General features: G+C 60.3%; 22 protein-coding genes. 15 read left to right on the top strand and 7 right to left on the bottom strand.

Annotated features, from left to right (window positions below; translation table 11 throughout):
• Positions 1–67: 67 nt before the first annotated feature.
• The 6 genes from petA to ACA046_RS27840 all read left to right on the top strand — a co-directional run bounded on the left by petA (position 68) and on the right by ACA046_RS27840 (position 4,774).
• On the top strand, positions 68–664 hold the full coding sequence (gene petA, locus ACA046_RS27865; protein ID WP_003216040.1) for a ubiquinol-cytochrome c reductase iron-sulfur subunit: 597 nt from the start codon (positions 68–70) through the stop codon (positions 662–664).
• Complete coding sequence (locus tag ACA046_RS27860; protein WP_076014447.1) at positions 664–1,875, top strand: cytochrome b; 1,212 nt, start codon at positions 664–666, stop codon at positions 1,873–1,875. The genes petA and ACA046_RS27860 overlap by 1 nt, the downstream gene beginning before the upstream one ends.
• Positions 1,875–2,654 carry a cytochrome c1 gene (locus ACA046_RS27855; RefSeq protein WP_459023810.1) on the top strand — a complete coding sequence of 260 codons (780 nt, stop codon included), beginning with the start codon at positions 1,875–1,877 and terminating at the stop codon, positions 2,652–2,654. The genes ACA046_RS27860 and ACA046_RS27855 overlap by 1 nt, the downstream gene beginning before the upstream one ends.
• A gap of 145 nt (positions 2,655–2,799) precedes the next feature.
• On the top strand, positions 2,800–3,417 hold the full coding sequence (locus ACA046_RS27850) for a glutathione S-transferase N-terminal domain-containing protein (RefSeq protein ID WP_010170749.1): 618 nt from the start codon (positions 2,800–2,802) through the stop codon (positions 3,415–3,417).
• A gap of 17 nt (positions 3,418–3,434) precedes the next feature.
• Positions 3,435–3,854: a ClpXP protease specificity-enhancing factor gene (locus tag ACA046_RS27845; protein WP_003216051.1), complete on the top strand. Its 420-nt coding sequence runs from the start codon at positions 3,435–3,437 to the stop codon at positions 3,852–3,854.
• 170 nt (positions 3,855–4,024) lie between these two features.
• Complete coding sequence (locus tag ACA046_RS27840; protein ID WP_008437251.1) at positions 4,025–4,774, top strand: FadR/GntR family transcriptional regulator; 750 nt, start codon at positions 4,025–4,027, stop codon at positions 4,772–4,774.
• Between the two features lie 142 nt (positions 4,775–4,916).
• On the opposite strand, the gene ACA046_RS27835 is transcribed toward ACA046_RS27840, so the two are convergent.
• On the bottom strand, positions 4,917–6,074 hold the full coding sequence (locus ACA046_RS27835; protein WP_497675358.1) for a phospholipase: 1,158 nt from the start codon (positions 6,072–6,074) through the stop codon (positions 4,917–4,919).
• 234 nt (positions 6,075–6,308) lie between these two features.
• On the opposite strand from ACA046_RS27835, the gene kdgD reads away from it, so the two are divergent.
• The 5 genes from kdgD (at position 6,309) to ACA046_RS27810 (ending at position 12,856) form a co-directional block, all read left to right on the top strand.
• The gene (kdgD, locus tag ACA046_RS27830; RefSeq protein ID WP_003216058.1) at positions 6,309–7,220 is read left to right on the top strand and encodes a 5-dehydro-4-deoxyglucarate dehydratase; all 912 of its coding nucleotides are present in this window, start codon (positions 6,309–6,311) and stop codon (positions 7,218–7,220) included.
• 54 nt (positions 7,221–7,274) lie between these two features.
• A complete protein-coding gene (locus tag ACA046_RS27825) occupies positions 7,275–8,720 on the top strand; it encodes an aldehyde dehydrogenase family protein (RefSeq protein WP_003216060.1) in 1,446 nt (481 codons plus the stop codon).
• 87 nt (positions 8,721–8,807) lie between these two features.
• Positions 8,808–10,172, top strand: a complete 1,365-nt coding sequence (locus tag ACA046_RS27820; protein WP_167662905.1) for an MFS transporter — start codon at positions 8,808–8,810, stop codon at positions 10,170–10,172.
• A 13-nt stretch (positions 10,173–10,185) separates the two neighbouring features.
• Positions 10,186–11,739, top strand: a complete 1,554-nt coding sequence (garD, locus tag ACA046_RS27815; RefSeq protein WP_497675357.1) for a galactarate dehydratase — start codon at positions 10,186–10,188, stop codon at positions 11,737–11,739.
• 175 nt (positions 11,740–11,914) lie between these two features.
• Positions 11,915–12,856, top strand: a complete 942-nt coding sequence (locus ACA046_RS27810; RefSeq protein ID WP_497675356.1) for an AEC family transporter — start codon at positions 11,915–11,917, stop codon at positions 12,854–12,856.
• On the opposite strand, the gene ACA046_RS27805 is transcribed toward ACA046_RS27810, so the two are convergent.
• From ACA046_RS27805 to gatC, 6 genes are all read right to left on the bottom strand, one after another.
• Positions 12,853–13,233 carry a carboxymuconolactone decarboxylase family protein gene (locus ACA046_RS27805; RefSeq protein WP_497675355.1) on the bottom strand — a complete coding sequence of 127 codons (381 nt, stop codon included), beginning with the start codon at positions 13,231–13,233 and terminating at the stop codon, positions 12,853–12,855. The genes ACA046_RS27810 and ACA046_RS27805 overlap by 4 nt on opposite strands.
• Complete coding sequence (locus ACA046_RS27800) at positions 13,230–14,276, bottom strand: calcium/sodium antiporter (RefSeq protein WP_459029433.1); 1,047 nt, start codon at positions 14,274–14,276, stop codon at positions 13,230–13,232. The genes ACA046_RS27805 and ACA046_RS27800 overlap by 4 nt, the downstream gene beginning before the upstream one ends.
• Positions 14,277–14,335: 59 nt before the next feature.
• Positions 14,336–14,707, bottom strand: a complete 372-nt coding sequence (locus tag ACA046_RS27795; RefSeq protein WP_459023798.1) for a septal ring lytic transglycosylase RlpA family protein — start codon at positions 14,705–14,707, stop codon at positions 14,336–14,338.
• Between the two features lie 193 nt (positions 14,708–14,900).
• Positions 14,901–16,346, bottom strand: coding sequence for an Asp-tRNA(Asn)/Glu-tRNA(Gln) amidotransferase subunit GatB (gatB, locus tag ACA046_RS27790; protein WP_017477741.1), 1,446 nt, complete (start codon positions 16,344–16,346; stop codon positions 14,901–14,903).
• A gap of 10 nt (positions 16,347–16,356) precedes the next feature.
• On the bottom strand, positions 16,357–17,808 hold the full coding sequence (gatA, locus tag ACA046_RS27785; RefSeq protein ID WP_076014438.1) for an Asp-tRNA(Asn)/Glu-tRNA(Gln) amidotransferase subunit GatA: 1,452 nt from the start codon (positions 17,806–17,808) through the stop codon (positions 16,357–16,359).
• Between the two features lie 16 nt (positions 17,809–17,824).
• Positions 17,825–18,112, bottom strand: a complete 288-nt coding sequence (gene gatC / locus ACA046_RS27780; RefSeq protein ID WP_003216077.1) for an Asp-tRNA(Asn)/Glu-tRNA(Gln) amidotransferase subunit GatC — start codon at positions 18,110–18,112, stop codon at positions 17,825–17,827.
• A 210-nt stretch (positions 18,113–18,322) separates the two neighbouring features.
• On the opposite strand from gatC, the gene mreB reads away from it, so the two are divergent.
• From mreB to ACA046_RS27760, 4 genes are all read left to right on the top strand, one after another.
• On the top strand, positions 18,323–19,360 hold the full coding sequence (gene mreB, locus ACA046_RS27775) for a rod shape-determining protein MreB (protein WP_002555108.1): 1,038 nt from the start codon (positions 18,323–18,325) through the stop codon (positions 19,358–19,360).
• Positions 19,361–19,500: 140 nt separating this feature from the next.
• Positions 19,501–20,610: a rod shape-determining protein MreC gene (gene mreC, locus ACA046_RS27770; protein ID WP_167663431.1), complete on the top strand. Its 1,110-nt coding sequence runs from the start codon at positions 19,501–19,503 to the stop codon at positions 20,608–20,610.
• A complete protein-coding gene (mreD, locus tag ACA046_RS27765) occupies positions 20,610–21,098 on the top strand; it encodes a rod shape-determining protein MreD (protein WP_010170623.1) in 489 nt (162 codons plus the stop codon). Before mreC ends, mreD begins: the two co-directional genes overlap by 1 nt.
• Before the next feature lie 50 nt (positions 21,099–21,148).
• Entirely contained in the window at positions 21,149–21,745 is a 597-nt protein-coding gene (locus ACA046_RS27760) for a Maf family protein (protein WP_497675354.1), read from the top strand.
• Positions 21,746–21,764: the final 19 nt, after the last annotated feature.

Here is a 21,764-nt window from a genome sequence, read left to right as displayed (position 1 = left end):
AAGTTCAGATTTAACACTTAGTAGACGCCTGATTTAACAGGCCACAAAGCTGATGGGAGAGGACTGAATGAGCAATGACGGCGTGAATGCAGGCCGGCGTCGCTTCTTGGTAGCAGCCACATCCGTGGTGGGTGCTGCAGGAGCGGTGGGGGCTGCGGTCCCGTTCGTGGGGTCATGGTTTCCCAGTGCCAAGGCGAAAGCCGCAGGTGCACCGGTGAAGGTGAATGTCAGCAAGATCGATCCAGGCCAGCAAATGATTGCTGAGTGGCGCGGTCAGCCAGTGTTCATCGTTCGTCGTACCGAGGAAATCCTGGGAAATTTGAAGAAGATCGAGGGCCAGCTGTCTGACCCCGACTCGAAGAATTCCGACCAACCCGCTTACGTCGATAAGGAAATTCGCTCGATCAAGCCGGAGATTCTGCTGCTGATCGGTATCTGCACCCACTTGGGTTGCTCTCCCACCTTCCGCCCGGAAGTGGCGCCCGCGGACCTGGGCAAGGACTGGGTCGGGGGCTATTTCTGCCCGTGCCACGGTTCTCACTACGACCTCGCTGGCCGCGTCTACAAGTCACAACCCGCACCACTGAACCTGCCAGTTCCGCCACATCACTACGAGACTGACAGTGTCATTGTCATTGGCGTCGACGAGGGGGAGAAAGCCTGATGAGCAAGTTCATGGATTGGGTGGATGCGCGCTTTCCCGCGACCAAAATGTGGGAAGACCACCTCAGCAAGTACTACGCACCGAAGAACTTCAACTTCTTCTATTTCTTTGGCTCCCTGGCACTTTTGGTACTGGTCAACCAGATCGTTACCGGTGTCTGGCTGACGATGAGCTACACCCCATCGGCTGAAGAAGCCTTCGCCTCCGTCGAATACATCATGCGCGACGTCGAGTACGGCTCGATCCTGCGTCTGCTGCACTCCACCGGCGCCTCGGCGTTCTTCATCGTCGTCTACATGCACATGTTCCGTGGCTTGCTCTACGGCTCGTACCAGAAGCCTCGCGAGCTGGTATGGGTGTTCGGCATGCTGATCTACCTGGCGCTGATGGCCGAGGCCTTCATGGGCTACCTGCTGCCGTGGGGCCAGATGTCCTATTGGGGCGCCCAGGTGATCATCTCGCTGTTCGGCGCGATCCCGGTCATCGGTAACGACCTGACCCAATGGATTCGTGGTGACTACCTGATTTCCGGGATCACCCTGAACCGCTTCTTCGCCTTGCACGTGGTGGCCTTGCCGATCGTGATTCTCGGCCTGGTGGTGCTGCACATCCTGGCACTGCACGAAGTGGGTTCGAACAACCCCGACGGCGTGGACATCAAGAAGCACAAGGACGAAAACGGCGTACCGCTGGACGGCATTCCGTTCCACCCGTACTACACCGTGAAAGATATCGTCGGCGTGGTGGTGTTCCTGTTCATCTTTTGCTCGATCGTGTTCTTTTTCCCGGAGATGGGCGGTTATTTCCTCGAGAAACCGAACTTCGAACAGGCGAATGCCTTCAAGACCCCGGAACACATTGCCCCGGTCTGGTACTTCACCCCGTTCTACGCGATCTTGCGCGCGATTCCCGACAAACTCATGGGCGTGATCGCCATGGGCGCGGCGATTGCGGTGCTGTTCGTGCTGCCTTGGCTAGACCGTAGCCCGGTCAAATCCATGCGCTACAAGGGCTGGCTGAGCAAGATCTGGCTGTGGGTGTTCTGCATTTCGTTCGTGATCCTGGGCGTACTGGGCGTATTGGCGCCGACCCCGGAGCGTACGTTGCTGTCGCAGGTCTGCACCTTCCTGTACTTCGCCTACTTCATTCTGATGCCGTTCTACACCCGGCTCGAGAAGACCAAACCGGTACCGGATAGGGTGACTGGCTGATGAAAAAATTATTCGTTGCATTCATTCTTGCGGCCCTGCCGCTGCTGTCTTTCGCCGCTGAACACGGCCCAGAGCTGGAAAAAGTCGACATCGACGTGTCGGACAAGGCTGCCATGCAAGACGGCGCACGTACGTTCGCCAACTACTGCATGGGCTGCCACAGTGCCAAGTTCCAGCGTTACGAGCGCGTTGCCGATGACCTGGGCATCCCGCACGACGTGATGCTCAAGAACCTGGTGTTCACCGGTGCGAAGATCGGCGACCACATGACCATCGGCATGCAACCTGCCGACGCCAAGACCTGGTTCGGGGCTGCACCGCCCGACCTGACCCTGGTGGCCCGTGTGCGTGGCACCGATTGGCTCTACGGCTACCTGAAATCCTTCTACGAAGACCCGTCGCGTCCGTACGGCGTGAACAACAAAGTGTTCCCGAATGTCGGTATGCCTAACGTTCTGGTCGGCCTGCAAGGCCGCCAAGTGGTAGGATGCAAGCAAGTACAAATCGTCGAAGACGGCAAGAAGCAGTATGATCCGCTCACCGGTACGCCTTTGACTCATGAAGCGTGCGATCAGCTGACCATAGTGCCGAAGACCGGCGCGCTGAACGAAGAGCAGTTCGACGAGAAGGTCAAGAATCTGGTGACCTTCCTGGCCTACTCGGCCAACCCAGTGAAGCTGCAGCATCAGCGCATTGGTACCTATGTGTTGCTGTACCTGGCCTTCTTCTTCGTGTTCGCCTATCTGCTGAAACGCGAATACTGGAAGGATGTGCATTGATCCAACCGTAAGTAATTGCTGTTAATCTTGCGCGCCCAGCGGCATCTCTGAAGGTAAGTCTGGTTTATCCAGGCGTCACGGAGATGCTCACTGGGCGCGCTCGTTTTTGAGCTTCCGATAATTTCAACAAGCGAGGAGGACCGCCATGGGCGTGACCAATCGGTTGGCCTGTTACTCCGACCCCGCCGACCACTATTCCCACCGAGTACGCATCGTGCTCGCAGAGAAGGGTGTCAGCGCAGAGATCATTACTGTGGAGGCTGGTCGTCACCCGCCGAAACTGATCGAAGTGAACCCTTACGGCAGCTTGCCCACCCTGGTCGATCGTGACCTGGCGTTGTGGGAGTCAACCGTGGTGATGGAATACTTGGATGAGCGTTATCCCCATCCGCCGTTGTTGCCGGTATATCCGGTGGCGCGTGCCAACAGCCGCCTGCTGATCCATCGGATCCAGCGTGACTGGTGTGGCCTGGTGGACCTGATTCTGGATTCACGTAGCAAAGAGGCCGCCCGTGTCCAGGCGCGCAAGGAATTGCGCGAGAGCCTGACCGGTGTTTCGCCGTTATTTGCCGACAAACCTTTTTTCCTCAGCGAGGAACAAAGTCTGGTGGATTGCTGCCTATTACCCATACTCTGGCGCTTGCCGATTTTGGGCATTGAATTGCCGCGGCCTGCCAAGCCGCTGCTTGACTACATGGAGCGCCAGTTTGCGCGTGAGGCTTTCCAGGCGAGTCTGTCTGGTGTCGAACGCGATATGCGCTAAGGCTTAAGGAGCCGTTGATGAACTCCAGTCGACCTTACCTGGTCCGCGCGCTCTATGAGTGGATAGTGGACAACGATTGCACCCCGCACATGCTGGTCAATTCCGAGTTTCCCGCGGTTCAGGTACCGCAAGGTTTTGCCAGTGACGGACAAATCGTCCTGAACGTTTCACCCAGTGCCGTGCGACACCTGCACATGGACAATGAAGCGGTCAGCTTTGAAGGGCGTTTCGGCGGTGTGCCGCATACGCTGTTCGTGCCCATCGGCGCCATCCTTGGGATTTACGCCCGGGAAAATGGCCAGGGCATGGTGTTTGATCTGGAGTCGTCCCTTGAGGATGACGAAGCGATCGAGCTCGAAGGCGAAGATGATGTGCCGCCGCCGGATTCCGAGCCGCCGCGCCCAAGCGGTCGGCCGAGTCTGAAAGTGGTGAAGTAACAAGGCGCAGGCCCTTGGGCCAGCGTTGAAAATGCCTCGGCGATGCCGGGGCATTTTTTTGCCTGGCGAAAACCCCGCCGGATATAGATGAAAGTCATGACAGGACGGTGATCGTACAACCGCCATGGGCTATCATGCGTGCTTCAGATCGCCGAGATAGATGATTCATCATGGAAAACTCCAGCGCCGCCCCTCGTCTTCCCCGCAAGCGCCGCAGCCTTGCCCAGGAATTGGTCACGGTGTTGTCCGAGCAGATCCGCGACGGCCAACTCAAACGGGGCGACAAACTGCCCACCGAGTCGGCCATCATGGACGCCCATGGGGTCAGCCGCACCGTGGTGCGTGAAGCCATCTCGCGATTGCAGGCGGCCGGGCAGGTGGAAACCCGCCACGGTATCGGCACCTTTGTGCTGGATACGCCAAGCCCCAGCGGTTTCCGGATCGACCCGGCCACCGTGGTGACGCTGAGGGATGTGCTGGCCATCCTTGAGTTGCGCATCAGCCTGGAAGTGGAATCTGCGGGCCTTGCCGCCCAGCGTCGTAGCGACGAGCAATTGGCCGGCATGCGTGCGGCCCTCGATGCCTTGAACGAAAGTGCAGCCCACGCCGGTGATGCGGTAGCGTCGGACTTCCAGTTCCACCTGCAGATTGCCCTGTCCACCGGCAACCGGTACTTCACCGACATCATGACCCACTTGGGCACCAGCATCATTCCACGCACGCGGCTGAACTCGGCACGCCTGGCTCATGATGACCAGCAGCACTACATGAGCCGCCTGAGCCGCGAACACGAAGAGATCTATGAGGCGATCGCTCGCCAGGATTCGGATGCGGCACGGGCGGCCATGCGTTTGCACCTGACCAACAGCCGTGAGCGGCTGCGCCATGCCCATGAAGAGGCAGAAGCCCAGCGCGGCTAATGCCTATTCAAATGTAGGAACTGTCGAGCTTCAGCGAGGCTGCGATGCAGGCGCTGAGGTCTGGCAGGTTCACCGAGTCGATCCCATCGCAGCCTCGCCGGGGCTCGACAGCTCCCACATTTGATTTTTGTTGCCTGGAAGATTAGCTGGCAGGCTGATTTGGCTTGTAGTCCTTCAGCAACAGATACGTGCTCCAACCCCACCAGTCATTCGTCCACTGCTTGTCATTCAGGTTGTTGACGTCCTTGCGCCGCAGCACCTTGTCGCCTTCTGCCTTGAACAGCGGTGAGAAGTTGTTCGCCGGGTTTTGTGCGGCGTTCAGGTCCGGCACATACAGCGGCGCCTTGAAGTTGGCCGGGGAGGGCGCCACGCCGCTGATAAAGGCTTCAAAGATTTCATCGGCCGAGGCCTGCACGGCACGTTTGACCATGGCCCGGTTGGCCGCGTCGCTGCTGTCGAAGTAGCGTTTATCACCGTAGGCGTGCCACTGATCACCCAGGGCATTGCGCACATTGAGCCCGAACTTGCTGTCTTCATCGTGCATGAAGCGGCTGATCAGCGAGCCCAGTTCACCCGGTGTCACCACCGCCGCCAGTTGTTTGCGCGGTACCCGCAGGTGGCCGGCAGAAAACAGATCGGTCAAAAAGTGATCAGCGAAGCTGTTCATGGCATAAGCCAGTTCCAGCGCCTGATCGGTGCCGGTCTGATGGGCCGCGACGGCTTGTTGCAGGGCTGCCGTATGCCCCGCCAGATACGCTGCCAACGCCCATTCGCCGAAGTGATCGGCATTGTCTGCCGCCAGTTTCAGGTAGCGCCCCAAGGGAACCAGCGCCGAAACGGCGCTGCCGCCGCCGGTGATGCGGTTCCATTCCTCGGACAAGGTGTCACCGAGTGCGTCATAGGCTTCATGGGGTTGCTTGCCGTCCTTGATCGCTTGGTTAACCGCGTTGATCTCCTTTTGCATCACCGCCAGGATCTTGCCTGCTTCCTCCCGTGATGCCGGCAATACTGCCAACGAGTTGAACGCATCGGTAAAGCGCTGCACGCGATCAGCCGGCGATGTGCCCTCGTTGATGGGGCGGCCGGGAATTCCATAGAAATCACCGCCCAAGGCGATGATCTGGCCATAGCTCAGGGCCAGGCCGTTGGGCAGGTGCAATTCGACCTGCCGGGCGGGAATCGCCGGGGCGTCCTTGACGAAGCGCAATAGGGTGTCGTCGCCAATGGAGGTGTGTTCACCGCCTTCGAAGCGCAGGGTGGGTGGTCGTTTTTCAGGTGTGGCGAGTTCAAGATCTGACATGTTAGCTCCTTGCTATGTCGTAGGAATTTTCCATAATAGCTGTATGTATATACAGCTAAATCGAGCATAGAGGAAAAAATTCCTACGTCAAGAACGTCGCGTTGAGGCCTGACCCGCGTGAAGGTCGATGAATTGCAGTTGACGAATATTTTTATAGTTGTACGATGACGTACGACATCAAGATAACCATCCGTAATCTCTCAACAGAAAGTCTTCGCCCAGGGTGTTCGAATAATGAATCCACAAGAACTGAAGTCCATCCTCTCTCACGGTCTGCTGTCTTTCCCGGTGACCGATTTCAACGCCCAGGGTGATTTCCACCAGGCGGGCTACATCAAGCGTCTGGAATGGCTGGCCCCTTACGGCGCTACTGCCTTGTTCGCCGCTGGCGGCACCGGTGAGTTTTTCTCCCTGGCGGCCAGCGAATATTCCCAAGTGGTGAAAACCGCCGTTGATACCTGCGCCACCAGCGTGCCGATTCTCGCCGGGGTCGGCGGTGCCACCCGCCAGGCCATCGAGTACGCCCAGGAAGCCGAGCGTCTTGGCGCCAAAGGCTTGCTGCTGCTCCCGCACTACCTGACCGAAGCCAGCCAGGACGGGGTTGCCGCCCACGTTGAAGCGGTGTGCAAGTCGGTCAAGATCGGCGTCGTGGTCTACAACCGCAACGTCTGCCGCTTGACCGCGCCGCTGCTGGAACGCCTGGCCGAGCGCTGCCCGAACCTGATCGGCTACAAGGACGGCCTGGGTGACATTGAATTGATGGTGTCGATCCGCCGTCGTCTCGGTGACCGCTTCAGCTACCTGGGCGGCTTGCCGACTGCAGAGGTTTACGCCGCTGCCTACAAGGCCCTGGGCGTGCCGGTGTACTCCTCGGCGGTGTTCAACTTCATTCCAAAAACCGCGATGGATTTCTACCACGCCATTGCCCGGGAAGATCACGCCACCGTTGGCAAGATCATCGACGACTTCTTCCTGCCGTACCTCGACATCCGTAACCGCAAGGCCGGTTACGCCGTGAGCATCGTCAAGGCCGGGGCGAAAATCGTCGGCTATGACGCCGGCCCCGTGCGTACGCCGCTGACCGATCTGCTGCCGGAAGAATACGAAGCCCTGGCCGCGCTGATCGACAAGCAAGGCGCGCAATAACCCATCACCAAGGCCGCTGAGTAATCAGCGGTTTTTTGCGTCAGGAGAGAATTCGTGTCCCAAGCCAAGCGTTTTGAAAACTACATCGGTGGCCAGTGGGTTGCCGGCGCCGACTATTCGGCCAATATCAACCCGTCGGAGTTGTCTGATGTCATTGGCGAATACGCCAAGGCTGACCTCGCCCAGGTTCACGCCGCCATCGACGCTGCGCGCGCGGCATTCCCGGCGTGGTCCACTTCCGGCATCCAGGCGCGTCATGATTCGCTGGATAAAGTCGGCACCGAGATCCTCGCCCGTCGCGAAGAGCTCGGCACTCTGCTGGCGCGGGAAGAGGGCAAGACCTTGCCGGAAGCCATCGGCGAAGTGACCCGTGCCGGTAACATCTTTAAATTTTTCGCCGGTGAATGCCTGCGCCTGTCCGGCGACTACTTGCCGTCGGTGCGTCCGGGCGTCAACGTCGAAGTGACCCGCGAAGCGTTGGGCGTCGTTGGCCTGATCACCCCGTGGAACTTCCCGATTGCCATCCCGGCCTGGAAGATCGCCCCGGCCCTGGCCTACGGCAACTGCGTGGTGCTCAAACCGGCTGAACTGGTGCCGGGCTGCGCCTGGGCCCTGGCCGAAATCATCTCCCGCGCCGGCTTCCCCGCCGGTGTGTTCAACCTGGTGATGGGCAGCGGCCGTGTGGTCGGTGATGCCATGGTCAACAGCCCGAAAGTCGACGGCATCAGCTTCACCGGATCGGTTGGCGTGGGTCGTCAGATCGCCGTCAGCTGCGTGTCGCGCCAGGCCAAGGTGCAGTTGGAAATGGGCGGCAAGAACCCGCAGATCATTCTCGACGACGCCGACCTCAAGCAAGCCGTCGAGCTGTCGGTGCAGAGCGCGTTCTACTCCACCGGCCAGCGTTGCACCGCGTCCAGCCGCTTTATCGTCACCGCCGGGATTCACGACCAGTTCGTCGCGGCCATGGCTGAGCGGATGAAGTCGATCAAGGTCGGCCACGCCCTGAAAACCGGCACCGACATCGGCCCGGTGGTTTCCCAGGCCCAGCTGGACCAGGACTTGAAGTACATCGACATCGGCCAGAGCGAAGGTGCCCGGTTGGTCAGCGGTGGTGAACTGGTGACGTGCGACACCGAAGGCTACTTCCTCGCGCCGACACTGTTTGCCGACAGCGAAGCCGCAATGCGCATCAGCCGCGAAGAGATCTTCGGCCCAGTGGCCAACGTGGTGCGCGTGGCGGATTACGAGGCGGCGCTGGCGATGGCCAACGACACCGAGTTCGGTCTCTCGGCCGGTATCGCTACCACGTCGCTGAAGTATGCCAACCACTTCAAGCGTCATTCCCAGGCCGGGATGGTGATGGTCAATCTGCCGACTGCCGGCGTGGATTACCACGTTCCATTCGGTGGCCGTAAGGGTTCATCCTACGGCTCGCGTGAGCAGGGTCGCTATGCGCAAGAGTTCTACACCGTGGTGAAAACCAGCTACATCGGTTCCTGACGGCAACACCCTGTGGCGGGTCCGTGCCCGCCACAGGCTTACAATTTGTTTACCCGCAAAAAAAATAATTAGTGGGAGTACATCTTCATGCAAGCGACCAAGCCGACCCATGTCCGCTATTTGATCCTGCTCATGCTGTTTCTGGTGACCACGATCAACTATGCCGACCGGGCCACCATCGCCATCGCCGGCTCCAGCCTGCAAAAAGACCTCGGCATCGACGCGGTCACTCTCGGTTATATCTTCTCCGCATTCGGTTGGGCCTACGTGGCCGGGCAAATTCCCGGCGGCTGGCTGCTGGACCGATTCGGTTCGAAAAAAGTCTATGCCCTGAGCATCTTCACCTGGTCACTGTTCACCGTGCTGCAAGGCTATGTCGGTGAGTTCGGTGTTTCTACGGCCATCGTTGCGCTGTTCATGTTGCGATTCCTGGTGGGCCTGGCTGAAGCGCCATCCTTTCCCGGAAATGCCCGCATCGTGGCGGCGTGGTTTCCTACGGCTGAACGGGGTACGGCCTCGGCGATCTTCAACTCGGCGCAGTACTTTGCAACCGTGTTGTTCGCGCCGCTGATGGGGTGGATCGTCTACACCTTCGGCTGGCAGCACGTGTTTGTGGTGATGGGCGGCATCGGCATCGTTTTCTCGCTGATCTGGCTGAAAGTTATCCACAGCCCGCGCCAGCACCCGATGATCAACGAGGCTGAGTTCCAGCACATCGCTGCCAACGGAGCCATGGTCGACATGGACCAGGACAAGGGCAGAGGCAAGAAAACCGACGGCCCGAAGTGGGATTACATCCGTCAGTTGCTGACCAACCGCATGATGCTCGGCGTGTACCTGGGCCAGTACTGCATCAATGGCATCACCTATTTCTTCCTGACGTGGTTCCCGGTGTACCTGGTTCAAGAACGCGGCATGACCATCCTCAAGGCCGGCTTCATCGCGTCCTTGCCGGCGATCTGCGGCTTTATCGGCGGCGTGTTGGGCGGGGTGATTTCCGACTACCTGCTGCGTAAAGGCCATTCGCTGACCTTTGCCCGCAAGGCGCCGATCATTGGTGGCTTGCTGATTTCCAGCAGCATTGTCGCGTGCAACTACGTGGACATCGAATGGATGGTGGTGGGCTTCATGGCCCTGGCCTTCTTCGGTAAAGGCGTTGGCGCACTGGGTTGGGCGGTGGTGTCCGACACCTCGCCGAAACAAATCGCTGGCTTGAGTGGCGGTTTGTTCAACATGTTCGGCAACTTGGCATCCATCAGCACCCCGATCGTGATCGGCTACATCATCAGCACCACTGGCTCCTTCAAGTGGGCGCTGGTGTTTGTCGGTGCCAACGCGTTGCTGGCGGTGTTCAGCTACCTGGTAATCGTCGGTCCGATCAAACGTGTGGTGCTCAAAGAGCCGCCGGCCAAAGGCCCTGAGCTGACTAAACTTTCCCAAGCGCATTCCTGAAGGGGCCCGCGTCATGCAGTTGATTGAACATGCCGATTCGCCACGCTCCATCCGTTTGCACGCGCTGGATAACGTGGTGATTGTGGTCAACGACCAGGGTGTACCGGCGGGAACCGAGTTTCCCGACGGCCTGGTGACGGTGGATTTCATTCCCCAAAGCCACAAGGTGACCCTGGAAGACATCCCCGAAGGCGGCCGGATCATTCGCTACGGCCAGACCATCGGTTATGCATTGCGCCCGATTCCTCGCGGCAGTTGGGTCCAGGAAGATCAACTGCGCATGCCCACCGCGCCACCGCTGGACAGCTTGCCGCTGTCCACCGAAGTGCCCGAGGCCCAGGCGCCCCTGGAGGGTTTTACCTTCAAGGGTTATCGCAATGCCGACGGCACCGTCGGCACGCGCAATATCCTCGGCATCACCACCACGGTGCAGTGCGTCACGGGCGTGCTGGACCATGCGGTGAAGCGCATCAAGGACGAGTTGCTGCCCAAGTACCCGAACGTCGATGACGTGGTGGCGCTGACCCACAGCTACGGCTGCGGCGTGGCGATTACGGCCACCGACGCCTACATCCCGATTCGCACTGTGCGCAACTTGGCGCGCAACCCGAACCTGGGCGGTGAAGCGCTGGTGATCAGCCTGGGTTGCGAGAAATTGCAGGCCGGGCAGGTGATGCACGACAACGACAGCTCGGTGGATCTGAGTGAGCCGTGGCTCTATCGGTTGCAGGACTCCAGCCACGGCTTTACCGAAATGATCGAACAGATCATGGAATTGGCCGAAATCCGCTTGAAGAAACTCGACCTGCGTCGGCGGGAAACGGTACCGGCATCGGAGTTGATTCTCGGCATGCAGTGCGGTGGCAGTGATGCGTTTTCCGGCATTACCGCCAACCCGGCGTTGGGGTATGCCTCGGATCTGCTGCTGCGGGCGGGCGCGACGGTGATGTTTTCCGAAGTGACCGAAGTGCGCGATGCCATCTACCTGCTGACTTCCCGGGCGGAAAACCAGGATGTAGCCCGGGAGCTGGTGCGGGAAATGGACTGGTACGACTGTTACCTGGCCAAGGGCGAGGCGGATCGCAGCGCTAACACCACGCCGGGGAACAAGAAGGGTGGCTTGTCGAATATTGTCGAGAAGTCGCTGGGGTCGATCGTCAAGTCGGGCAGCAGTGCGATCAATGGCGTGCTTGGCCCCGGTGAGCGGTTCAATCGCAAGGGCCTGATCTTTTGCGCCACACCGGCCAGTGATTTTGTGTGCGGGACATTGCAGTTGGCGGCGGGGATGAATTTGCATGTGTTCACCACCGGGCGCGGCACGCCCTATGGGCTGGCGATGGCGCCGGTGGTGAAGGTCTCGACGCGGACGGAGCTGGCGCAGCGTTGGCCGGACCTGATAGATATCGACGCCGGGCGGATCGCCACCGGGCGGGCGACGATCGAAGAGTTGGGTTGGGAGTTGTTTCACTTCTATCTGGATGTGGCCAGCGGCAAGAAGCAGACGTGGGCGGAGCAGCACAAGCTGCATAACGACATTACGTTGTTCAATCCGGCGCCGATTACTTAAGACCGAGTCGCCTGCTTCGCGAGCAAGCCCGCTCCCACATTTGACCGAGTTCTATCTTTGGAATGCAGTCAAATGTGGGAGCGGGCTTGCTCGCGAAAGCGGTAGTCCAGACGAAGCCGCCTCTGCTGGCTTATCATTAGCCACCTACCGACGCCCACCCAAGGTTCTCCCCGGCATGCTGGCAATCTTCCTACAAACCCTGAACATCACCGCGCCGGTGTTTGCCATGCTGTTCCTGGGCGTCCTGCTCAAGCGCATCAACTGGATCAACGACAACTTTATCCACACCGCCTCGTCTCTGGTGTTCAACGTCACCATGCCGGCCTTGCTGTTCCTCGGGATTCTCCACGCCGACCTGCATTCAGCCCTCAAGCCCGGCCTGCTGATCTATTTCGCCGTCGCCACATTGTTGAGCTTCGCCCTGGCCTGGGGCTGGGCGATCTTTCGGTGCCCGCGTGTAGACCGTGGCATTTACGCCCAAGGCGCATTTCGCGGTAACAACGGCGTGATCGGCCTGGCCCTGGCGGCCAGCATGTACGGTGACTACGGGATTTCCCTTGGCGCGGTGCTCGCAGCGCTGGTGATCCTGTTCTACAACACCCTGTCGACCATTGTGCTGGCGGTGTACAGCCCGGTGATCAAGTCCGACCCGTGGAGCATCTTCAAGAGCGTGCTGGCCAACCCGTTGATCATCAGCGTGATCGCAGCGGCGCCCTTCGCGTATTTCCAGATCGGCTTGCCTGGCTGGCTGGAATCATCCGGGCAGTACCTGGCGGACATGACCTTGCCATTGGCGTTGATCTGCATCGGCGGCACGTTGTCGCTGGCGGCGCTGCGCAAAAGCGGGGATATGGCCCTGAGTGCCAGCTTGATGAAGATGATCTGGCTGCCGGTGCTCGCTACCTTTGGGGCGTGGCTGCTGGGGTTCCGTGGGCCGGAGCTGGGGATTCTGTTCCTGTACTTCGGTGCGCCCACAGCAGCGGCCAGTTTTGTCATGGCGCGGGCGGCGGAGGGCAATCATGAGCTGGCGGCCGCGATTATCGTGATCACCACCTTGATGGCGGCGGTGACCACGAATATCGGGATTTTCGTGTTGCAGGCGGGCGGCTGGATCTAGGCGTCTTTCTGGTAGCTGTCGATCACTTCCTGAGCGGCGCGGAAAGCGTCAATCGCCGCCGGCACGCCGGCATACACCGCGCAATGCAGCAGCGCCTCGCGAATTTCCTCCACGGTGCAACCGTTGTTCAGCGCGCCGCGCACGTGGCCCTTGAGCTCTTGCGGGCACTTCAGCGCGGTCAGCGCCGCGAGGGTGATCAGGCTGCGGGTTTTCAGCGGCAAGCCTTCGCGGTTCCAAACGCTGCCCCAGGCATGCTCGTTGACGAAGTCCTGCAGCGGCTGGGTGAACTCGGTGGCATTGCCCAGCGCCCGATCGACAAACACATCACCCATCACCTGGCGGCGCATTTCAACGCCGGGCTTTTTCTGTTCTGTCATTGCGTTTCCCTCTTGTGTTGGCGGCGCCAGGCTCGCAGCGAGGTGAACAACAGGAAAGCCACCAGCGCTGGCAGGACGTAATACAGCATCAGTTGTTCAAGCTTGTTGGCCAGCGGCATGCCGAAGGTGAACGACACCACATGCAGCCCGTACACCAGGTACAGGCCCAGGAACACCAGGCCTTCCGCCCGAGTGACGCGGTAGCCCGAATAAAACACCGGCAGGCACAGTGCGATCACGCCAAGCATCACCGGCAAGTCGAAATCCAGGGCGTTGGGCGACACCGACAGCGGCGAGGGCGCCACCAGGGCAGTAAAACCCAGCACCCCAAGCAGGTTGAACAGGTTGCTGCCGATCACGTTGCCCACGGCAATTTCCCGCTGGCCGCGCAGGGCGGCGATCAATGAGGTGGCCAGGCAGGGCAGGGAAGTGCCGACGCCAATCAGTGTCAGGCCGATGATGCGCTCCGACAACCCGAGGTCTGAGGCCACGTCCACTGCAGCGCCCAGGACCAGGTGCCCGGCGAGTACCAGGATCAACAGCCCGCCGATCATCAGCAGCACGCTGCTCAGCCACGGCGCTTGCACCACGGTGTCCCGGGTGCGGGGGCGGCGGGAGTGGCGGGTCTGGTAGAGCAACACGCTGAGGTAGGCCACCAGGGCCACCAACAGCAACAGGCCATCGACCGGCGTCAGCTCTTCATTGGCTGCGAGCACAAACACCAGCAGGCTGGCGAGGATCATCATCGGGATGTCCAGGCGCACCAGTTGCCGCGAAACCCGCAGCGGAATGATCAGGGCCGCCAGGCCAAGGGTCACGAGGGTATTGAAGATACTGCTGCCGATCACACTGCCGACGGCGATGTCGGTGTTGTCCGCCAGGGTGGCTTGCAAACTGATCGCCATCTGTGGCGCGCTGCTGCCGAAGGCGACGATGCTCAGGCCGATGATCAGCGGACGCACCTTGAGGCTGGCCGCCAGGCGCACGGCGGCGCGCACCAATACTTCGGCACCGAAGATCAACAGCAGCAGGCCGCTGATCAGTTCGATCACGCTAAAGGGCGAGAGGGCGGTTAATGCGGAAATGGCCAGGGCTCCATCGGTCAGTTGCTGAGGGCTTGCACGCGAACACGCGCGGTGCCGCTGCTTATCATACCCAGCTGTGCGGCGGCTTTGCGTGAAAGGTCGATCAGGCGCCCACGGGTGTGCGGGCCGCGATCGTTGATGCGGACAACGACGCTTCTGTTGTTGTCCAGGTTGGTGACCTTCACTTGTGTGCCGAAGGGCAGGCGACGATGGGCGGCGGTCAAGGCATTCTGGTTGAACGGTTCACCGCTGGCAGTACGGTTGCCGTGGTGTTTGGCGCCGTAGTAGGAAGCGGTGCCGGTTTCGTCGTAGCCGTTGGGGTCGATGAGGCCGCTGGCGCAGCCGGCGAGCAGAGAGAACAGGGCCAACAGGCCGAGTAGACGCTTCATTTTCAAGGTTTCCCCATTACAAATGTGGGAGCGGGCTTGTGTGGGAGCGGGCTTGCTCGCGAATACAGTGTGTCAGGCAACGAATAGGCTGACTGATCCACCGCTTTCGCGAGCAAGCCCGTTCCCACACAAGCCCGCTCTCACAAGGGGGCAGAGTTGGACCTGAGGTCCTGCTCCGACCATTTCACCGCGTTTAGCCTTCGAGTTTGCTTTTCAGCAGTTCGTTGACCTGTTGCGGGTTGGCCTTGCCTTTGGAGGCTTTCATCGCCTGGCCGACAAAGAAGCCGAACATCTTGCCGCGCTTGGCTTCATCCGCCGCACGGTATTGTTCAACCTGCTCGGCGTTGGCCGCCAGCATCTCGTCGAGCACTGCCGAAATCGCGCCGCTGTCGGTGACTTGCTTCAGGCCGCGCTTTTCGATGATCTCGTCAGCGTTGCCTTCGCCTGCGGCCATGGCTTCAAACACGGTCTTGGCGATTTTGCCGGAGATGGTGTTGTCCTTGATCCGCAGCAACATGCCGCCCAGTTGCTCGGCCGATACCGGTGCCTCGTCGATTTCCAGGCCCTGTTTGTTCAACAGGCTGCCCAGCTCAACCATCACCCAGTTGGCCGCCAGCTTGGCGTCGCCGGCGATGCTGACGACTTTTTCGAAGTAGTTGGCTTGCTCGCGACTCGACGCCAGCACGCTTGCGTCGTACACCGAAAGACCGAACTGCTCCTGGAAACGCTCGCGTTTTTGCGGCGGCAGCTCCGGCAGCGTGGCGCGTACGTCAGCCAGGAACGAGTCCTCGATGACGACCGGCAACAGGTCCGGATCGGGGAAGTAACGGTAGTCGTTGGCTTCCTCCTTGCTGCGCATGGCGCGGGTTTCGTCTTTGTTCGGGTCGTACAGGCGGGTCTGCTGGATCACCTTGCCGCCATCTTCGATCAGTTCGATCTGGCGACGCACTTCGGTGTTGATCGCCTTCTCGATGAAACGGAACGAGTTGACGTTCTTGATCTCACAGCGGGTGCCGTACTCGACCTGGCCTTTTGGCCGCACCGACACGTTGCAGTCGCAACGCAGCGAGCCTTCGGCCATGTTGCCGTCGCAGATGCCGAGGTAGCGCACCAGCGCGTGGATCGTCTTGACGTAGGCCACGGCTTCCTTGGCACTGCGCATGTCCGGCTCGGAAACGATCTCCAGCAGCGGAGTACCGGCGCGGTTCAGGTCGATGCCGGTGGCGCCGTTGAATTCTTCATGCAGGCTCTTGCCGGCATCTTCTTCCAGGTGCGCACGGGTCACGCCGACACGTTTGATAGTGCCGTCTTCCAGCGGGATGTCCAGGTAGCCCTTGCCAACGATCGGCAATTCCATCTGGCTGATCTGGTAGCCCTTGGGCAGGTCCGGGTAGAAGTAGTTCTTGCGGGCAAACACGTTGTGCTGGCCGATCTCGGCGTCAATCGCGAGGCCGAACATCACCGCCATGCGCACCGCTTCCTGGTTCAGCACCGGCAGTACGCCGGGCATGCCCAGGTCTACCAGGCTGGCCTGGGTGTTGGGCTCGGAGCCGAACGTGGTGGCGCTACCGGAGAAAATCTTCGATTGGGTGGCGAGCTGGGTATGAATCTCCAGCCCGATCACGACTTCCCATTGCATAGTGTTCTCCTCAGAAGCCGGTAGGGGTGCGAGTGTGCCAGTCAGTGTTCAACTGGTACTGGTGCGCCACATTGAGCAGGCGGCCTTCCTGGAAATACGGGGCGAGCAGTTGCACGCCCACCGGCAAACCGTCGACAAAGCCAGCAGGCATGGACAAGCCCGGCAGACCGGCGAGGTTGGCGGTGATGGTGTACAGGTCTTCCAGGTACTCGGCGATCGGGTCGCCGGTCTTGGCACCGATCTTCCAGGCCGGGTTTGGCGTGGTTGGGCCGAGGATCACGTCGACTTCATTAAAGGCTGCCATGAAGTCGTTCTTGATCAGGCGACGGATCTTTTGCGCCTTGAGGTAGTACGCGTCGTAGTAACCGGCCGACAGGGCGTAGGCACCGACCATGATCCGGCGTTGTACTTCCACGCCGAAACCTTCGCCACGGGAGCGCTTATAAAGGTCGGTGAGGTCTTTCGGGTTTTCGCAACGGTAGCCGAAACGCACGCCGTCGAACCGCGACAGGTTGGAGGACGCTTCTGCCGGGGCGATCACGTAGTAGGCCGGAATCGCGTGCTGGTTGTTTGGCAGGCTGATTTCCTTGATCACGGCGCCGAGCTTTTCCAGCTCCTTGACGCTGTTGTGCACCAGTTCAGCGATGCGCGGGTCGAGGCCGGCGCTGAAATACTCTTTCGGCACGCCGATGCGCAGGCCTTTGATCGAGGTGTTCAGGCTGGCGCTGTAGTCCGGCACGGGTTCATCGATGCTGGTGGAATCCTGCGTATCGAAGCCTGCCATGCCTTGTAACAAAATTGCGCAGTCTTCAGCGGTGCGAGCCAGAGGGCCGCCCTGGTCGAGACTGGAGGCGTAGGCAATCATGCCCCAGCGGGAAACGCGACCGTAGGTCGGTTTCAAACCGGTGAGGTTGGTGAACGCGGCCGGTTGGCGGATCGAACCGCCGGTGTCGGTGGCCGTGGCGGCAGGTAACAGACGAGCGGCAACCGCTGCTGCCGAACCACCGGACGAACCGCCTGGCACGTGCTCAAGGTTCCACGGGTTTTTCACCGCGCCGTAGTGGCTCGACTCGTTGGCCGAGCCCATGGCGAATTCGTCCATGTTGGTCTTGCCCAGGGTCACAGCCCCGGCAGCAGCCAGCTTGGCGACCACGGTGGCGTCGTAGGGCGCCTTGAAATTGTCGAGCATCTTCGAGCCGCAGCTGGTGCGAATGCCCTGGGTGCAGAACAGGTCTTTGTGGGCAATCGGCGCACCCAACAGGGCGCCGTTCTCACCGTTGGCGCGACGTGCGTCGGCGGCCTTGGCCTGGCTCAGGGCCAGCTCTTCGGTGATGCTGATGAAGCTGTTGACCTTGGGGTCCAGCTCGGCGATACGCGCCAGCAGGGTCTTGGTCAGCTCTTCGGAAGAAAACTTTTTGTCGGCGAGACCGCGGGCGATCTCGGCCAGAGTCAATTGATGCATTGCAGGCTCTTTCCCTTTAGTCGATGACTTTCGGAACCAGGTACAGGCCGTTTTCGACCGCTGGCGCGATGGACTGGTAGGCCTCGCGATTGTTGCGCTCGGTCACGACGTCGGCGCGCAGGCGCTGGCTGGCTTCCAGCGGGTGAGCCAGGGGCTCGATGCCGTCGGTATTCACGGCTTGCATTTGGTCGACCAGCCCGAGAATGCTGTTCAGGGCTGCGGTGGTCTGTGGAAGATCGGCTTCATTGAGGCCCAGGCAGGCCAAATGAGCGATTTTTTCCACGTCGGAGCGTTCAAGCGCCATGGGATTCTCCAGTGGAAAACAGAACGGAAGCTATCCGTGTGTTAGATTGTAGGAACACTACCGCATTTCTACGGTCATATGGCCGCGATTGTGGGGGTTGGTGCACAGAAAGTCGGCCAATTTAGCACATTGGCGCCTTGCCCAAAATCCCTGTCGTTGTTAGAGTTTGCCGCACTTTTTTACCCACGCGTTGCCTAGGGTCCCTTTCCCATGTTCAAGAAACTGCGTGGCATGTTTTCCAGCGATCTTTCCATCGACCTGGGCACTGCCAACACCCTTATTTACGTGCGCGAGCGCGGTATCGTTCTGAATGAGCCATCGGTTGTGGCCATTCGGACCCATGGTAATCAGAAAAGTGTCGTTGCCGTTGGCACCGAGGCCAAGCGCATGCTTGGCCGAACACCGGGCAACATCGCTGCCATTCGTCCGATGAAGGATGGCGTGATTGCCGACTTCAGCGTCTGCGAGAAGATGCTGCAGTACTTTATCAACAAGGTTCACGAAAACAGCTTTCTGCAGCCCAGCCCTCGTGTGCTGATCTGCGTTCCGTGCAAGTCCACCCAGGTGGAGCGTCGTGCCATCCGTGAATCGGCCCTTGGCGCCGGTGCCCGTGAAGTGTTCCTGATCGAAGAGCCAATGGCGGCTGCGATCGGTGCCGGCCTGCCGGTTGAAGAAGCGCGCGGTTCGATGGTGGTGGATATCGGTGGTGGTACCACTGAAATCGCCCTGATTTCCCTCAATGGTGTGGTGTATGCCGAATCCGTACGGGTTGGCGGCGACCGCTTCGACGAAGCGATCATCACCTACGTGCGTCGTAACTACGGCAGCCTGATCGGCGAATCCACCGCCGAGCGCATCAAGCAGGAAATCGGTACCGCTTACCCGGGCGGCGAAGTTCGCGAAGTTGATGTTCGCGGTCGCAACCTGGCCGAAGGCGTTCCACGTGCCTTCACCCTGAACTCCAATGAAGTGCTGGAAGCTCTGCAAGAGTCCCTGGCCACCATCGTTCAGGCTGTGAAGAGCGCCCTGGAGCAATCGCCTCCGGAACTGGCTTCCGATATCGCCGAGCGTGGCCTGGTACTGACCGGTGGTGGCGCCTTGCTGCGCGACCTCGACAAGTTGCTGGCCCAGGAAACCGGTCTGCCAGTGATCGTCGCTGAAGACCCGCTGACCTGCGTCGCCCGTGGCGGTGGCCGTGCACTGGAAATGATGGATAAACACACCATGGACCTGCTCTCCAGCGAATAAGCGTTTGCTGGGTTGCCCATGTTTCGCTCACAGGCAGCACTTTGCAGTGCTGCCTGTTGGCGTTTATCTTCTTCAATCTGCATCCAGGCCGGTTTGATGCCGTATGAATAAAGAAAACATTTGCCTGGGAGGAGCGGCTTATTAAACCGCTTTTTTCCAAAGGCCCCTCATTGGGCGTGCGCCTGTTGGTGCTGGTCGTGCTATCGGTTGCGCTGATGGTGGTCGATGCCCGCTTCACACTGCTCAAGCCAGTGCGTAGCCAGATGTCGCTGGTCCTGATGCAGACTTACTGGATCACCGACCTGCCGCAGCGTCTCTATCAGGGTGTGGCCAGTCAATTTGGCAGCCGTACCGAACTGGTGGCCGAGAACGAAAAACTCAAGACCGAAAACCTGCTGTTGCAGGGGCGCATGCAAAAGCTGGCGGCCCTCACCGAGCAGAACGTTCGGCTGCGCGAGTTGCTCAATTCCTCCGCGCTGGTCAACGAGAAGGTCGAAGTGGCCGAGTTGATCGGCATGGACCCGAATCCCTTCACCCATCGCATCATCATCAACAAGGGTGAGCGCGACGGCGTGGTCCTTGGCCAGCCGGTGCTCGATGCCCGTGGCTTGATGGGCCAGGTGGTGGAGTTGATGCCATACACCTCCCGCGTCCTGTTGCTGACCGACACCACCCACAGCATTCCGGTGCAAGTTAACCGCAACGGCCTGCGGGCGATTGCCAGCGGTACGGGTAACCCGGAACGCCTGGAGCTGCGTCACGTGGCAGACACCGCCGACATCAAGGAAGGCGACCTGTTGGTGAGTTCCGGCCTGGGTCAGCGTTTCCCTGCGGGCTATCCGGTAGCGACGGTCAAGGAAGTGATCCACGATTCTGGCCAGCCGTTCGCTATCGTGCGTGCCGTGCCGACGGCTGCATTGAACCGCAGCCGTTACCTGCTGCTGGTGTTCAGCGACACCCGCACCCCGGAAGAGCGCGCCAACGAAGCCGCTCAGGCCCAGGAAGCGGAAGACAAGCAAAACGGCACGGCGCCGATCATTCCTGCGACGGTGCCAAAGCCGGCTGCACCCGCCGCCCCGGCAGTGGTTCCGGCAGCCCCGGCAACCCCGGTCGCGACTCCGGTCAAGCCTGTGGCCCATAGCGCACGCCCAGCCAAGCCTGCGGCTGCAACACCTGCCGCTGCCAAACCGCCCGCCGCCACCAAACCACCGGCTGCGGCCCCGGCAACCACTCGGCAGAGGGAAGAATAATGGCCGGTACTCATTCGCGTAACGGCTGGATTGTCTGGCTGACCTTTGCCATCGGCTTGCTGCTCAGCGTTTCGCCGCTGCCGCAATTCATGGAAATCCTGCGTCCGTTGTGGCTCGCCTTGTTGCTGGCGTTCTGGGCCCTGGCGCTGCCGCACAAGGTCGGGATGGTCACGGCCATGTGCCTGGGGCTGATGGAAGATGTGCTGTACGGCACTTTGCTCGGGCAGAACGCGCTGATCCTGACCCTGATTACCTTCCTCGTGCTGTCATTGCAGCAGCGGCTGCGCATGTTCCCGATGTGGCAGCAATGCCTGGTGATTCTGGTGATCTTCGGCCTGGCGCAGTTGGTACAGCTGTGGCTCAGTGCCTTGACCGGCAACCGCCAGCCGACCCTGGCGCTCGTATTGCCGGCGCTGGTCAGTGCGCTGTTGTGGCCCTGGATCAGTTTTGGCCTGCGTGGGTTGCGTCGTCGCTACAAAATCAATTGAATGGATCGCGAGGCTCTGCCTGGTTATCGAACCCTACAGGGAGAGTCTGCATGAATTCGCTTTACCTGGCCTCGGGCTCCCCGAGGCGACGTGAATTGCTGACACAGATCGGTGTGCCTTTCACCGTCGTCAGCGCCGCCATTGATGAAACTCCCCTCACACATGAATCGCCCGCGTCCTACGTAGAACGCCTGGCGCGCGGCAAGGCTGCGGCCGGCCGCGCGGCCCTGGCTGATGCCACTGGCGCTTGCGTGCTTGGGGCCGATACGGCGGTAATCCTCGACGGCCAAATCCTCGGCAAACCCCTGGACCAAGCCGATGCCCTGGCCATGTTGCTGGCCCTATCTGATCGTGAACATGAAGTTTTGACTGCCATCGCCCTGATTGACGGTCAGCGTTGCGAAACGCGGCTGGTCAGCAGTCGCGTGCGGTTTCGCAAGATCTCAGCGGATGAAGCCACCACTTATTGGCACAGCGGCGAGCCCCAGGACAAAGCGGGCGGCTATGCTATCCAGGGCTTGGCGGCGGTGTTTGTCGCCGGGCTCAATGGCAGCTACTCCGCCGTTGTTGGCTTGCCGGTCTGCGAAACCGCAGAACTGCTGGGCCAATTCGGCATACCCTGTTGGCAAAACCTTACCGTGCGCTAAACGCCGTATTCCAGCGCCA

The organism is Pseudomonas sp. LBUM1641, from assembly GCF_059716235.1.
The sequence above is the reverse complement of the archived record's forward strand: the minus strand, read 5'-3'. Positions and strand labels throughout refer to the sequence as shown.

Bases quoted from the DNA above. Each gene is read 5' to 3' on its own strand.
- petA (WP_003216040.1), top strand. From the start codon at position 68: ATGAGCAATGACGGCGTGAATGCAGGCCGGCGTCGCTTCTTGGTAGCA.
- ACA046_RS27860 (WP_076014447.1), top strand. From the start codon at position 664: ATGAGCAAGTTCATGGATTGGGTGGATGCGCGCTTTCCCGCGACCAAA.
- ACA046_RS27855 (WP_459023810.1), top strand. From the start codon at position 1,875: ATGAAAAAATTATTCGTTGCATTCATTCTTGCGGCCCTGCCGCTGCTG.
- ACA046_RS27850 (WP_010170749.1), top strand. From the start codon at position 2,800: ATGGGCGTGACCAATCGGTTGGCCTGTTACTCCGACCCCGCCGACCAC.
- ACA046_RS27845 (WP_003216051.1), top strand. From the start codon at position 3,435: ATGAACTCCAGTCGACCTTACCTGGTCCGCGCGCTCTATGAGTGGATA.
- ACA046_RS27840 (WP_008437251.1), top strand. From the start codon at position 4,025: ATGGAAAACTCCAGCGCCGCCCCTCGTCTTCCCCGCAAGCGCCGCAGC.
- ACA046_RS27835 (WP_497675358.1), bottom strand. From the start codon at position 6,074: ATGTCAGATCTTGAACTCGCCACACCTGAAAAACGACCACCCACCCTG.
- kdgD (WP_003216058.1), top strand. From the start codon at position 6,309: ATGAATCCACAAGAACTGAAGTCCATCCTCTCTCACGGTCTGCTGTCT.
- ACA046_RS27820 (WP_167662905.1), top strand. From the start codon at position 8,808: ATGCAAGCGACCAAGCCGACCCATGTCCGCTATTTGATCCTGCTCATG.
- garD (WP_497675357.1), top strand. From the start codon at position 10,186: ATGCAGTTGATTGAACATGCCGATTCGCCACGCTCCATCCGTTTGCAC.
- ACA046_RS27810 (WP_497675356.1), top strand. From the start codon at position 11,915: ATGCTGGCAATCTTCCTACAAACCCTGAACATCACCGCGCCGGTGTTT.
- ACA046_RS27805 (WP_497675355.1), bottom strand. From the start codon at position 13,233: ATGACAGAACAGAAAAAGCCCGGCGTTGAAATGCGCCGCCAGGTGATG.
- ACA046_RS27795 (WP_459023798.1), bottom strand. From the start codon at position 14,707: ATGAAGCGTCTACTCGGCCTGTTGGCCCTGTTCTCTCTGCTCGCCGGC.
- gatB (WP_017477741.1), bottom strand. From the start codon at position 16,346: ATGCAATGGGAAGTCGTGATCGGGCTGGAGATTCATACCCAGCTCGCC.
- gatA (WP_076014438.1), bottom strand. From the start codon at position 17,808: ATGCATCAATTGACTCTGGCCGAGATCGCCCGCGGTCTCGCCGACAAA.
- gatC (WP_003216077.1), bottom strand. From the start codon at position 18,112: ATGGCGCTTGAACGCTCCGACGTGGAAAAAATCGCTCATTTGGCCTGC.
- mreB (WP_002555108.1), top strand. From the start codon at position 18,323: ATGTTCAAGAAACTGCGTGGCATGTTTTCCAGCGATCTTTCCATCGAC.
- mreD (WP_010170623.1), top strand. From the start codon at position 20,610: ATGGCCGGTACTCATTCGCGTAACGGCTGGATTGTCTGGCTGACCTTT.
- ACA046_RS27760 (WP_497675354.1), top strand. From the start codon at position 21,149: ATGAATTCGCTTTACCTGGCCTCGGGCTCCCCGAGGCGACGTGAATTG.